We start from the raw sequence: 13,280 nt of genomic DNA on the forward strand, positions 1-13,280 counted from the left end.
CGACGCCCGGATTCGTGTAATTCGATCCAGCCCCCTGTGAGGCGCTTCGTGTTCGTCGCGTGCTGATGCGCACGAACGATCGTGGAGTCCACCGACAGTGACCAATCCACCAGCCCGGCCTCGTCCGCGGCGGCGGCGAGCTTGGCCAGCACCTTGTCCCAGGTGCCCTCGGCGGCCATGCGGTGATGCCACGTCCATACCGTCTGCCACGGCCCGAACACCTCCGGCAGATCCCGCCACGCGATCCCGCACCGATACCGGTAGATGATGCCCTCGACCATCAGCCTCGCGTCCGAGAACGGCCGCCCCCTACGCCCCGTCGGGCGCGGCAGCATCTCCTCGATCAACGACCACTGGACATCCGAGAGCATCTGAAACCGTGTCACCCCCTCAGACTCTCAACGCGCCGCCGATCCATTTGTCAGACACGCCCTAGGAGACCGGTGCCTCATCGTCGGTTGCTGATTGCGCCTTTGGAGTCAGCGCGACGATGAGGCCCGCCGCCGCCAATAGCGCGGCCGCGCCCGCGACGGTCCCGAGCCAGCCGCCGCCCTCCCAGGCGTAGCCCAACAGGACGCCGCCGATCGAGCTGCCCGCGTAATAGGACAGCGAATAGCGCGAGGATGCCGCCGACGGGCGCGGGCTGTAGCGTGCCGCGTTCGATGAGGCGAGGGCGTGGGCGAGGAAGAACCCGGCGCACAGGGCGAGCAGGCCAATGAACATGACGACGAGGGAGTCCACGAGTGTCAGTGCGATGCCTGCCGTCGCGATGGCTAGCCCACTGAGCACGGCAACCTTCAGCCCGGTACGGGCCGCGATTCGGCCCGCGATCGCCGAAGTCGCCGTGCCCGCAAGATAGGTAAGGAACAGCGTCGAGGTGATGGCCGTGCCAACGTGGAAGGGCGGGCCTGCCAGCCGGTAGCCCATGACGTTGAAGATGCCGACGAACGTCGCCATTCCCAGTCCCCCGATGGCATACATCGCGAGGCGAATGCGGCGGTAGGGATCGGGAGCGGAGCGCGCGGTAACCGCGTCTTCGTAAACTTCGCCGCCGGGCAGTAGGAGGTGGGCAGCTCCCCCGGCGGCCGCGGCGACGATCGTCGCGGTCAGTACGCCCGTCCGCCAGGTTCCGAGCTCCGCGGCATAGCCCGCGACGAGTCGGCCGGTCATGCCGCCCACCGTCGTGCCTGCGATATACAGCCCACCAAGGCGCGTCACCGCGAGCGGATGCGCCGCCGCGATGACCCAGGCCATGGCGGAGACGAGGACGGTCGACAGGGCTGCGCCCTGAACGGCACGGATGGCGATGAGCCCGGCGAAGGACGTCACGCCGAGCAGGGCGATCCCGGCGATGGTGGCGAGCGCGAGCCCGATGAGCATCGTGCGGCGCCGGCCCCACCGCCCTGAATAATGCCCGACGGGCAGCACCGCGAGGGCGATTCCGGCGGTCGTTGCCGACATCAGCCAGGAGGTATCGGCGGCCCCGACTCCGAATTCCTCACCGATGGGAACGAGCAGTGGCTGGACGGTGTAAAGCTGGGCGAAGGCGGCGATGCCAAGAAAGAACAGCGCGGCGGTTGCGCGCGCATAATCGCCGTGTCCTGGCATGAGACCAGTGCCGCTCACGTGTCCTCCCGCCCTCAAGCTTCCTCTAGCTTGGCACAGCCCTGCCCCAAAGCGCGCCCCGCCCCAAGCGCTGACACAATCGGGGCATGTCACGTTACCGCGCTACCGGAGCCGACCTGCCCTTTTCCGATCCCCTGCCCGCACACGGCGTCTCGATGGAGGGCTATTTCTGGCGCCTGACCTGCCCCGCCACCTCCCGCGTCATCATCGCGCTCGTCGGGGTCAATACGCCATCCGATGGGGCCGGGAGCTGGGCGACGGTCGGGATCGCGACCGAGCCGGAGGGGGTGCTTGCCACGAGCGAGGTTGCCGGCGCGTGGGCCGATCCGGTGCGCTTCGGAGTGCAGGCGGGAACGAGCCAGCCTGGCCGCGATCACGTCGTCGCGGACACCGAGCACGTGTCCTTCGCCGTCGGTGATTGCGGGCTCGACATCGAGGTCACGGACCACCGGCCCTGGCCGCGCCGCCGGTTTGGTGGCTCCTCCTATTTCCAGGTCGTACCGGGGCTCAACCAGTACTGGCATCCGTGGCTGCTAGGCGGCCGCGCACATGGCACGGCCCGCATCAACGGCGAGGTCATTCGGATCGACGGCTGGCAGGTCTATGCCGAGAAGAACTGGGGCCGCGGCGGCTTTCCCGCGGCCTGGTGGTGGGGCCAGGCCCAGGGCTTTGCCGAGCCCGAGACGTGCGTCGCGTTCGCAGGCGGGATCGTCACAGCAGGACCTAGCATCGGCGGCCGGCAGGCGGCCGTCGAGGTCACCGGCCTCGTCGTGGCGCTGCCGGATGGGCCCGTCATCCGGCTCGGCAACCCCGTGACCTCGCCAGTGCGCGCCGAAACCTCGAAGGGCCATTGGCGGCTGTCCGGGCGCTCAGCGCGCTGGCAGGTCGAGATCGCGGCAACCGATGGCGAGCAGGCGGGCTTTGTCCTTCCCGTGCCGCTCGTGGATGACCGACGCAACGCGCCCGGAGCGCTGGAACACCTGGCCGGCCAGCTGCGCCTGGCCGTCTTTGAGCGCGGACGGCCGAACTACCGCGGCGAAAGCCAGCTTGCCGGCCTGGAGCTCGGTGGCCGCGACATGTGCGAGGCCGAGCTCGCGGCGCGCGGCGGAGATCCGCGCCCGATCCGTTAATCGTCTGCCTCGCCCATCCCGATGCCCGCGAACTGCGCCTGATACAGGTTGGCGTAGTGGCCGCCGGCCGCGAGGAGCGAGTCGTGATTGCCCGTCTCCACGACGTCGCCGTCTTCCATCACGACGATGACGTCGGCGTCGCGAATCGTTGACAGGCGGTGGGCGATGATGAAGCCGGTGCGCCCGGCGCGTAGCCGCGTCATGGCCTGCTGGACGAGCATTTCAGTGCGGGTATCCACCGAGCTCGTGGCCTCGTCGAGGATAAGGGTCTGCGGATCGGCGAGGAAGGCGCGCGCGATCGTGATGAGCTGTTTTTCGCCCGCCGAGATCGTCTCGGCTTCCTCGCTGATGACCGTGTCATAGCCCTCGGGCAGCGTGCGGATCATGGCATCGACGCCGGTATCGAGCGCCGCGGCCTCGACGTCGGCGCGGCTCGCGCCCGCCTTACCGAAGGCGATGTTGTCGGCGATCGTGCCCTCGAAGAGCCAGGTGTCCTGCAGCACCATGCCGAAGCGCTCCCGCAGCTCGTCGCGGTCGACGTCGGCGATGTCGATCCCGTCGATGCGGATATGGCCGGAGTCCACCTCGTAAAAGCGCATGAGGAGGTTGACGAGCGTCGTCTTGCCCGCACCCGTCGGCCCGACGATCGCCACGGTCTGGCCGGGCTCCACGGTAAGCGAAAGATCGCGGATGACCTCGACGCCGGGCTTGTAGGAGAACCGCACGTGTTCAAAGCTCACGCCGCGGGCATTGGGCGGCAGGTGCGCCGCGGAGGTGTCCGGGCGTTGTTCGGGCGCATCGAGCAGGTCGAAGATGCGCTCGGCGGAGGCCGCGCCCGACTGGATGAGGTTGACCATCGAGCCAAGCTGGGCCAGCGGCTGGTTAAACTGGCGCGAGTACTGGATGAAGGCCTGAATATCGCCGACGTTCATCTGGCCGTTCGCGATCCGGATACCGCCGACGACGGCGATCAGCACATAGGAGATATTCGACAGCAGGTTCATCGTCGGCATGATGGTGCCGGAGATGAACTGCGAGCGGTAGACGGCGTTGGCGAGTTCCTCATTGTGCTTGGCGAAGTCGGCCTCGGAGGCGGACTGCAGGCCGTAGGCCGCGATGATCTCGTGGCCGGTGAAGGACTCTTCGACGATGGCGCCGACCTCGCCCGTGGCCCGCCACTGCGTGCCGAAGTGCGGTTGAGCGCGCTTGGCGATCAGGCCCGTCGCAATGAGCGCGACGGGAACGACGATGAGCGCGATGAGCGAGAGCTCCCAGCTGATCCACACCATCATCGCGAGGATGCCTACGACGGTGAACACCGATTGGATGATCTGCGAGAGCGACTGCTGCAGCGTCTGCGCGAGGTTGTCGATATCGTTCGTGACGCGCGAGAGCAGATCACCGCGCGCGTGCGAATCGAGATAGGACAGCGGCAGGGCGTCGATGTGCTCGTTCACCTGGGCGCGCAGCCGGTAACCGGAGCGCTGCACGATGCCGGCAATCATCCGCGAGGAGATCCACATGAGCAGCGCGGAGGCGACGTAGAGCACCAGGGCGAGGCCTAGGACCCGCGCCAGCTGGCCGGTATCGAGCCCGACGCCGGGTGTGAAGTCCATCGTCGAGAGGGCATCGGCCATCCGCTGTTCGCCAGCGGCGCGCAGTCCCGCGATGACTTGCTCCGCGGTGGCGCCGGCCGGCATTGAGCGACCGACCATGCCGGCGACGATGAGGTTCGTGCCCTGGCCGAGTACCTTCGGGCCGTAGACCTGTGCGGCGACGGCCAGCGCCATGAGGGCCACGACGATGATGAGGGCGGTGCGCTCGGGACGTAGGTAGGCTACCGTGCGTTTGACAGCGCCCTTGACATCGCGCGAGCGGCGCGTGGGATCTACTCCGCGGCTCATGCGTCCTCCTCAATCGCGTGCTGGGAACTGGCAATTTGCTGGTAGGTTTCGCACGTCGCGATGAGCTCATCGTGGGTGCCATAGCCGACGACGTGCCCCTCATCTAAGACGACGATGGCGTCAGCGGTGCGCACCGAGGAGACCCGCTGCGCGACGACGAGCTGGGCCGCCTCGCCGATGGCGCCCCGCAACGCGGTGCGCAGCCGCGCTTCGGTTGCGGTATCGAGCGCCGAGAACGAATCGTCAAAAATGTACAGGTCGGCATTGCGCAGCAGCGCCCGTGCGATCGTCAGGCGCTGGCGCTGGCCACCGGAGAAGTTATGTCCGCCCTGATCGACGGTCGCATCGAGCCCGTCGGCGAGGGCGCCTACGAAGTCAGCAGCCTGCGCGATCGTGAGCGCACGCCAGATGTCCTCATCGGTGGCATTGGGGTTGGCGAGAGTGAGCGAGGAGCGCACGGTGCCGGAGAACAGGAACGACTTTTGCGGCACGAGCGCGATGCGTTGCCGCAGCGCTGCCAAGTCGAGGTCCTCATAGGAGATTCCGCCCGCGCTGATCCGGCCCTCCGTGATGTCCATGAGCCGCGGCAGCAGATTAACGAGAGTCGACTTTCCCGAGCCCGTCGCGCCAATGACGGCGGTCGTCGTGCCCGGCAGGAGTCTCAGATCGACATCGGCAAGGACCGGCCGCTGTGCCTCCGGGTAGCGCACGGAGACATCCTGCAATTCGAAGGTCAATCGTTCATCTGGCAGCGGCGTCGTCGCCGCCGGATTCGCGATCGATGGCTCGTGAGAGAGCACGTCGAGGATACGTCCCGCCGAGACTTCGCCGCGCGGCGCCATCATGAGGATGAAGCTGCCGAGCATCACCGAGATGAAGATCTGCATGATGTAGGCGAGGAAGGCGATGAGCGAGCCGATCGGCATATCGCCGCTGTCCACGCGCAGGCCGCCAAACCAGACGACGGCGACAGAGGACAGCCCGATGATGACGTTGACCGAGGGGAAGAGCCAGGCCATGACGTATCCAGTGGAGATCGAGACGTCCCGCAGCTCGGCGTTGACCGTCATAAAGCGGGAGCGTTCCTCTGACTGGCGGACGAAAGCGCGAATCACGCGGACACCGGTCAGCTGCTCGCGCATGATGCGGTTGACCGCGTCGATGCGTTCCTGCATGACCTTAAACAGCGGCCGCAGCTTCACCATGCCCGCGACCATGACCGCCGCGAGGATCGGGACGGCGACGACGAGCAGCAGCGAGAGCCCGGCGTCTTGCCGGATCGCCATGACGACGCCGCCCGCCGCCATGACGGGCGCCATCACCATGATGGTCAGCACGAAGGTCAGGATCATCTGGATCTGCTGGACGTCATTGGTTGCTCGCGTCACGAGCGAGGGGGCGCCGAACGTGGAGATATCGGGGGTGGCGAAGTTCTGGACGTGGGAGAAGACGTCGCGCCGCGCGGCGCGACCGACGGCGGCCGCGGTGCGGGCACCGAGCCGGACGGCAACAATCGTGGCGATGATCTGGACGATGGACAGGGCGAGCATCCAGCCGCCCATCCGCCAGATATAACCGACATCGCCCTGCAGCACCCCGTGGTCGATGATGTCGGCCGATAGGGAGGGCAACAGCAACGCTGAGCCGGCTTGGATCAGCTGGAAGAGCACGATCAAGGCGAGCGTTGTGCGGTGTTCCGCCAAGTATCTGCGATAAAGCCTGACGAGCATGGAGTCCTTCTGAGAGTTTCAATATGGCGAAGCCGGTTCAGTCTAAGCCCAGATCGTCGATAGGGTGAGGTCGTGCGAGTTTTTCTGTGGGACCTTGATGGCACGCTGATCGATTCTGGCGCGACAATCATCGGCTCAATCCGGCAGGCCCTTGCCGCATGCGGCCTGCCCGATGTGCCCGAAGAACAGGCTCGGGGCTGTGTTGGCCCGCCCCTGATCGAAGGCCTTCCCCGGTTTTGCGGCGTGCCGCTCGATGCCGTGCATGATGTCATCGCCGAGTATCGCCGGATCTATGGCGCGACGATGACGAGCGCCCCCATCTATCCCGAAGTCATCGAAACGATCGAGGCCGCAAGCCGTCACGGCGTCATTCACGCCATCGCAACGGCCAAGCCCGAGGTGGCCGCGCGCGAAATCCTTGCCGCGAAGAACCTCACCGATCACTTCGCCGTCATCACGGGCGCTGATCCGACGCGCGACATCAACCACAAGGAGCAGGTCGTTGAGCTGTGCTTGAATCGCCTTACCGAGGCGGGCATCGAGACCTCCGCCGCGGTGATGATTGGTGATCGCCGCTATGACATGGAGGGTGCGCGCGTCAACGGGATTGACGCCGTGTTCGTCGCATGGGGCTATGGCTCGCCGAGTGAGGCCGATGGCTTCCCGATCGTTCATGCGCCAAGTGAGCTCCTTGCCGAGTGGGAACCTGCACTCGGACAGGGCCAGCCATAGACTGGGCCCATGAACCGTTTCACGCGAGCCGCCAAAGCAGTCACGCGTGCTGGTTCGCGCGCGATGCGCTCCTCCGGTAATGCCCTTTCTCGGGTGCGGCGCCGTCCCGCCAATCCTCCCATGTCGACCTCTGCGACCCCGCTAGTACCGAATACCCCAACGGCTTCTCCCCCGCCCCGTTTGCCGGAAGGCCCGCCGCGGCGCTACCGCGCGACGACCGCGGGCCGGGTGAGCGTGCGCCGGATGCCGGAGCGAGCGGTCTCCTCCCGTGGCCAGTCCTCGGTGCCGCGGTGGCTGTCGAAGTACGGGCTGGGCGCCTGGTACCTCATCGGCATCGTCCTCGTGATCTCGGGGATCGTCTTTGTCACCGCCAAGATCGAACTCGTCTTCATTGCCGTCTTCCTCGCGCTCGTCGCCACCTCGGTGCTGTGGCCGATCGTCTCCTGGTTGGCACGATTCATGCCGCGCCCGCTTGCCACAGCTCTCTCGCTGTTTGGGGCATTCGGGGTTTTCGGTGGCCTCATGTTCTACGTCGGCTACTCCGTGTCTGGAGAGTGGAATGATCTCGCCACCAAGTTCTCCGACGGCGTCGATACGATCATCGACTTTTTGGAGCGAGGCCCGCTGCCCTGGCACCTGACGCGCCAAGAAATCACTGACGGTGTCAAGGACCTGGTGGACAAGGGCACGACCTACGTGCAAGAAAACGCTGGGGACCTCGCCTCTCAGGTGCTGTCGAACGCGGGCACCGTCGCGATCATCTTTACGATTCTTGCCCTGTCTTTGTTCATCGCGGTTTTCTTCCTCACCACGGGCGACAAGATGTGGCTGTGGTTCCTCAACCTGCTGCCTGCACGCAACCGCGAGAACACCCACCGCGCGGCGGCCGCCGGCTGGCTCACGTTCTCCGGATACGCTCGCGGCACGATGATCGTCGCGGTTTCCGACGGTATTTTTGCCTTCATCCTGCTGTGGATCCTCGATATTCCGCTCGCGGCACCGCTCGCTGTGCTCGTGATCATCGGTGCCTTTATTCCGCTCGTGGGTGCGCCCGCAGCCATGGTCATCGCCATGGTGGTGGCGCTCGCTGCCGGGGGCGTTGGTAAGGCCGCGATCGTGGGCATCGGTATTGCGCTGATCGGCCAATTCGAGGGCCACGTCTTACAGCCCCTGGTGATGGGCAAACAGGTCTCTTTGCACCCCGTCGTCGTGGCGGTGGGCGTGACCGCCGGTACGTTCGCGGTGGGCTTGTTTGGTGCCATCATTGCGATCCCGATTATCTCGGTGGTGTGGGCGGTCTACCGGACGCTATCGAACCCGGATCCGCCGATGTCTCGACTCCCGCACGTCGATGAGGACGAACTCATCGCGGAGTGAGCTAGCGAAAATCTCGCGAGCGCGAGGGAACTTGCAAACTGAGCGGCTCGAAGCGATCCGCTTGCAACGCGACGACCCCGTCCTGGGTTTGAATCCGGCCCCGGATGATGAGTGCCGCCTGCCCGCGCGCGATGGGACGGTAGGCCTGCCATACGCCGGGAGAACAGATGACGTTGATAATTCCCGTTTCGTCTTCCAGGGCAAGAAAAGTGACGCCGCCGGCGGTTCCCGGGCGCTGGCGATGGGTGACAAGGCCCGCCGTGCGGGCCCGGGTGGCGTCCGGGAGCTCCTTAAACTGGGCCACGCTCAAGACCCCCGCATCCCGGAGCTTTTCGCGGACGAAAGACACGGGGTGTTCGGGGCTCACACCCGCCGACCATACGTCCAGCACACTGCGCTCGATCGTCGTGAGCTCGGGGAGCTGCGGCAGCGTGGCGAGCGCATCGATGCCTGGAATGGGCAGTTGCTCGTAGACGATATCCCCCACCCGGTGGCGCCGCCCGGCCGCGGCCCCCGCCCATGTGGCCGACCACAGCATCTCGCGCCGGGAGCCAAAGGCGCGCAGCGCTCCCGCGCTCGCGAGATTCTCGATCTGGGTCGTCGACAGGCGGGCCCGGGCGGCCAGCTCCATTGGATCGCGAAACGGGCGAGCCGCAACAATCCGCTCGGCTGCGGCTTCACCGATCCCCCGGATGGAGGCTAACCCCAGACGCACCGCGAGCCGCGGATCCGGATGGGACAGGTTGCCGACGGCCGGATCGTATTCGGGATCCTTGCGCGGATCGGTCTCGAAGTCCCCACGCACGACGCTCGCGTGCACCTGCGAGGTCATGACATCGGCCGGGATCACCCGCACCCCGTGGCGCCGAGCATCAGCCACGAGGGATTGGGGCGAGTAAAACCCCATGGGCTGGGCTGCCAGCAGGCCGGCATACAGCGACTCGGGATGATGCACTTTGAGATAGGCGGAGGCATAGACGAGATAGGCAAAAGAAAAGGAGTGCGACTCGGGAAAACCGAAACTCGCAAAGCCCTCCAGCGTCGTATAAATCTGCTCCGCGATTCCCGCTTCGATGCCGCGCTGTGCCATCCCCTCGATCAACCGGTCATGGAGTTCGGCCATGCGTTCCAAGGATCGCTTGGCCCCCATGGCCTTGCGTAATCGATCGGCTTCTGCGGGCGTAAATCCTGCGGCATCAACGGCGATCTGCATGAGCTGTTCTTGAAACAGCGGCACCCCGAGGGTTTTTTCTAGTGCGGGCTTCAGCAGCGGATGTAGGTAGGTGACCGGCTCTCGCCCCAGCCGCCGTCGCAGATAGGGGTTGACCGATCCGCCCTGGATTGGACCGGGCCGAATGAGCGCGACTTCGACGACGATGTCGTAAAAACACCGCGGCCGCATCCGCGGCAGGGTCTGCATCTGGGCGCGCGATTCGACCTGGAAGACGCCAACGGTATCGGCGGCACACAGCAGGTCATAAACGCCGGGGTCTTCTTGCGGGATATCGTGTAGGTCGATCGGGCGGCCGTCGTGGGTGATGCCGAGCTCGGTCAGCGAGGTGAAGGCGTGGCGCAGCGCCGTCAGCATGCCAAGGCCGAGCAGATCGAATTTCACGAGCCCCGCATCAGCGCAATCGTCCTTATCCCACTGCAGGACCGTGCGGCCGGGCATCGCCGCCCACTGGATGGGGCATACCTCAATGACCGGGCGGTCGCACAGCACCATGCCACCGGGATGGATCCCCAGGTGGCGCGGCAGCCGCATGAACTGCTCGGCCAGGTTCGCGACCGGCTGCGGCACGCCCGCATCAGCATCGACCGCTCCCCACCGTTCGAGTTTTTTCGTCATCGCATCGCTTGCGCCCGCGCTGTAGCCGAGCGCGCGGGCGGCGTCACGCACCGCGGACCTGGTCCGATAACTGATGACATTGGCGACGAGGGCGGCGCGCTCGCGCCCGTAACGCCGGTAGACGAACTGGATGACCTCTTCTCTCCTGCCGGATTCGATATCGATATCGATATCGGGTGGGCCCGAGCGTCCGGGAGATAAGAAGCGCTCGAACAAGAGGCGATGGGTCACCGCATCGACGGCGGTGATACCGAGGGCGAAGCACACGGCTGAATTCGCCGCCGAGCCACGCCCCTGGCACAGGATTCCTTCGCTGCGGCAAAAGTCGACGATCTCGTGCACGATGAGGAAATACCCGGGAAACCCGAGCTTTTCGATCACGGCAAGCTCGTGCTCGATCATCGCGTAGGCACCGGGCACGCGCTCCGCCTCCGGCGGGCCATAGCGCGCGGCGGCCCCGCGCATCGTGAGTTCTCGTAGCCAGCTTGCCTCGCTGTGGCCATCGGGCACCGGATGCGGCGGCAGGTTGGGCGCGATAAGGGACAGGTCAAAGGCGCATTCCGCGCCGAGTTCCGCGGCCGTCCAGACGGCTTGGGGGTGCCTGCGGTGTAAGAGCATCATCTCCTGGGCACTGCGCAGGTAGGGCGGGGCGGGCGGCAGCTCTGCGTCCGCGACGGCAAGCGGCTCATTGCACGAGGTGGCCCGCAACGCCGTGAGCAGGGCGAATTCCTCGGGCCGGGCGCAGTAGACATCCCCCGTCGCGACGAGGGGCAGGCCAAAGCGCTGCGCGAGCTCGGCCAGGGCATCATGCAGCGCTGCGTCATCCCCGCGGCCGGTGGCGGTGATCTCGACGGCGACGTTCGAGCTGCCAAACAGCGCGACGAGTCGATCCAGGGCAGCGCTGGCGGCGTCGCGATCGCCGGCTTGAATCAGGCGCGGGATTTCGCCGTCATCGCGCGCTCCCGTCAGCACGAGGAAGTCGCCCCCGGCGGCAAGGTCCTCTAGGTTGACGTGCAGCGGGCGCAAGCGGGAGGCCTGTTCGGTCCCGGTCGCAAGATGGGCGGCGGCGAGGGTGCGTGACAGGTGCGCATAGTCAGCCTCGTGGCGGGCCAGTGCCACGAGCGCGTAGTCACCGCTCGCGCCGCGATGGGTGAGCTCGGCTCCCGTGACGGCGGGCAGCCCCACGTCCGCTGCCGCCCGCGAATGCTGGATCACGCCATAGAGCCCGTCGCGATCCGTCAGGGCGTGCGCGGAAAGACCAAGCTCGGCGGCGCGCTCGGCCAGGCGGGCCGGGTCCGTTGCGCCGCGCAAAAAGGTGAAGGCCGAATGCGAATGCAGCTCGGCGTATCGTGGCCTAGTCATAGTGCCCCTCGATCCGCCAGGCGCCCCGCGCTCCGACGACGAGCAGGGGCGGACCGTCGGCGATGACGAGCTGGAGGTAGCAGCGTTCGGGCAGCCCCTCCCACCAGCGCTCCAGTAGCGGCCAGGGGCCCGCCCACTGCACGACGGCGCCTTGCGGCGGGATAGCGGGCAGTGCCTCGTTCAGGCGATAGCTCGCGGGTGCCGTAAGCCAGCCGCGATGCGCCGGCGGCACCGCGATCGGCTCGCCGCGAGAATCAAAGAGCTGGATCGTCACCGTCGTCTCCAGCAGCACCGTCGGTGCCGGTCCGAGCAGGGCGCCGGGCCAGCTGCCGGCCACCGGGCGCAGTCCATCGTGTGGCGCGACGGCGGGCAGCACCGCAACGCGAGAGCGCGGATCGCGCCCGCCCTGCTCGACCAGGACGTTGACGCGGGAGATTCCGGCGAGCGATTGCAGCCGGGCCAGGGCCCGATCCACCCGCTCCCGATCATCGCCGCGAACCCACAGCGGGGTGCCGCGATCATCGCCGGATCCGACCCCTTGGGCCCGCAGCTCGAGGTAGCTCAGCTCGCCATCGGGGGCATCCTTGCCACGGCGCGTGAGCCACGCATCGAGCTGCCAGCGCACCCGATCGGTCATGGCGGCTGGTGTCAGGCGGCCCCCACCGTCCGCGCCGGCGACGACCCACGTGCGTTCGTGGCTGGTGCCCGTCGTCGTGCGGGCCGTGACGAGCAGGTGCGTGCAGCTGCGACCGGTGAGGCGCTCGGCAAGTTCTTCGGCCAGGCTGCGCGCGGCGAAGGCCGCGGCCTCGCTCGTGGCAAGCGGCGGGTCGTATTCCCGCCCAGCCCCCACCTCGGCACGCTCGCTGCTCGCGTGTGGCATGACGACGTCGTGGCCGCGCGCCAAATCGTAGGCGGTGATGCCGGTCGTCCCGAAGCGGGTCGCGACCGCGGCGCGCGGCAGTGCGAGGAAATCGGCGAGCGTGCGAATCCCAAAGCGGTCACACAGTTCGATGAGCTCTTCGAGGTCTCGCGCCAGCCGGGCGCTGCTGGTGACCGCGCTTAGCGCCGTCATGGGCTGGGCAGCGAGGAATTGCGCCGTCTGGTCCGCTGGCACGACGCCCTGGCTGCGGGCCGCGAGGATCGCCGCGAGCGTCCCCTCGGCGATCCCGACGTGCGCCTCGGCACCCGAGGCGCGCACGACCGCGCCGGTCAGTGCCTCTGCCAGTTCCCATTCGCCGCCGCAGTGCCGCGCCGGGCCGCGCGCATCGGCGATGACGAGCCCCGGCCGGATGATGACCGGCAGCGCGATGACCTCGTCCAGGCCCGTCAGCACCGTTTCAAAGACCCGTGCTTCGCGCGCCGGATCGTCGGCCACGACGACGAGCTCCGGGCACGTGGAAACCGCCGCGCGTCGCCGCATCCCGCGCCGCACGCCCCGCCGCCCGGCAGCGGGCGACAGCGCCCGCACCCCGCGCGCATCGTGGACGACCGCCGGCGCCTCCGGGTCGATCAGCCCCTCGCTGATCGCCGCCGCGAGCGGCCAGTTGGGCACCCACAAACACACCTGCCG

At 67.1% G+C, this 13,280-nt stretch carries 9 protein-coding genes; 3 read left to right on the forward strand and 6 right to left on the reverse strand.

Features of this window, described 5'->3' with window-relative positions; translation table 11 throughout:
- Both MUN85_RS11105 and MUN85_RS11110 read right to left on the reverse strand, forming a co-directional pair.
- The coding region (locus MUN85_RS11105) for an IS5 family transposase (RefSeq protein WP_250506751.1) at positions 1–386 on the reverse strand (386 nt) is incomplete at its 3' end.
- A gap of 46 nt (positions 387–432) precedes the next feature.
- Complete coding sequence (locus tag MUN85_RS11110; protein WP_250506752.1) at positions 433–1,626, reverse strand: MFS transporter; 1,194 nt, start codon at positions 1,624–1,626, stop codon at positions 433–435.
- Between the two features lie 86 nt (positions 1,627–1,712).
- Here MUN85_RS11110 and MUN85_RS11115 point away from each other — a divergent pair, with 86 nt between their 5' ends.
- A complete protein-coding gene (locus MUN85_RS11115; RefSeq protein ID WP_250506753.1) occupies positions 1,713–2,756 on the forward strand; it encodes a tocopherol cyclase family protein in 1,044 nt (347 codons plus the stop codon).
- Here MUN85_RS11115 and MUN85_RS11120 read toward each other — a convergent pair.
- Both MUN85_RS11120 and MUN85_RS11125 read right to left on the reverse strand, forming a co-directional pair.
- On the reverse strand, positions 2,753–4,660 hold the full coding sequence (locus MUN85_RS11120; RefSeq protein WP_250506754.1) for an ABC transporter ATP-binding protein: 1,908 nt from the start codon (positions 4,658–4,660) through the stop codon (positions 2,753–2,755). The genes MUN85_RS11115 and MUN85_RS11120 overlap by 4 nt on opposite strands.
- On the reverse strand, positions 4,657–6,390 hold the full coding sequence (locus tag MUN85_RS11125) for an ABC transporter ATP-binding protein (RefSeq protein ID WP_250506755.1): 1,734 nt from the start codon (positions 6,388–6,390) through the stop codon (positions 4,657–4,659). The genes MUN85_RS11120 and MUN85_RS11125 overlap by 4 nt, the downstream gene beginning before the upstream one ends.
- A 72-nt stretch (positions 6,391–6,462) precedes the next feature.
- On the opposite strand from MUN85_RS11125, the gene MUN85_RS11130 reads away from it, so the two are divergent.
- Positions 6,463–7,122 (forward strand): HAD family hydrolase, encoded by a 660-nt coding sequence (locus tag MUN85_RS11130; protein ID WP_250506756.1) that lies wholly within the window; start codon positions 6,463–6,465, stop codon positions 7,120–7,122.
- Positions 7,123–7,131: 9 nt separating this feature from the next.
- Entirely contained in the window at positions 7,132–8,499 is a 1,368-nt protein-coding gene (locus MUN85_RS11135) for an AI-2E family transporter (protein ID WP_250506757.1), read from the forward strand.
- Position 8,500: 1 nt separating this feature from the next.
- On the opposite strand, the gene MUN85_RS11140 is transcribed toward MUN85_RS11135, so the two are convergent.
- Together MUN85_RS11140 and MUN85_RS11145 are read right to left on the reverse strand one after the other, a co-directional pair.
- Positions 8,501–11,710, reverse strand: coding sequence for an error-prone DNA polymerase (locus tag MUN85_RS11140; protein WP_250506758.1), 3,210 nt, complete (start codon positions 11,708–11,710; stop codon positions 8,501–8,503).
- Positions 11,703–13,262 (reverse strand): DNA polymerase Y family protein, encoded by a 1,560-nt coding sequence (locus tag MUN85_RS11145; protein WP_250506759.1) that lies wholly within the window; start codon positions 13,260–13,262, stop codon positions 11,703–11,705. Before MUN85_RS11145 ends, MUN85_RS11140 begins: the two co-directional genes overlap by 8 nt.
- Between the last annotated feature and the right edge of the window lie 18 nt (positions 13,263–13,280).

Source organism: Bowdeniella massiliensis (assembly GCF_023634005.1).
GTDB classification, from domain to species: Bacteria; Actinomycetota; Actinomycetes; order Actinomycetales; family Actinomycetaceae; genus Bowdeniella; species Bowdeniella massiliensis.

Bases quoted from the DNA above. Each gene is read 5' to 3' on its own strand.
- MUN85_RS11140 (WP_250506758.1), bottom strand. From the start codon at position 11,710: ATGACTAGGCCACGATACGCCGAGCTGCATTCGCATTCGGCCTTCACC.
- MUN85_RS11115 (WP_250506753.1), top strand. From the start codon at position 1,713: ATGTCACGTTACCGCGCTACCGGAGCCGACCTGCCCTTTTCCGATCCC.
- MUN85_RS11120 (WP_250506754.1), bottom strand. From the start codon at position 4,660: ATGAGCCGCGGAGTAGATCCCACGCGCCGCTCGCGCGATGTCAAGGGC.
- MUN85_RS11125 (WP_250506755.1), bottom strand. From the start codon at position 6,390: ATGCTCGTCAGGCTTTATCGCAGATACTTGGCGGAACACCGCACAACG.
- MUN85_RS11135 (WP_250506757.1), top strand. From the start codon at position 7,132: ATGAACCGTTTCACGCGAGCCGCCAAAGCAGTCACGCGTGCTGGTTCG.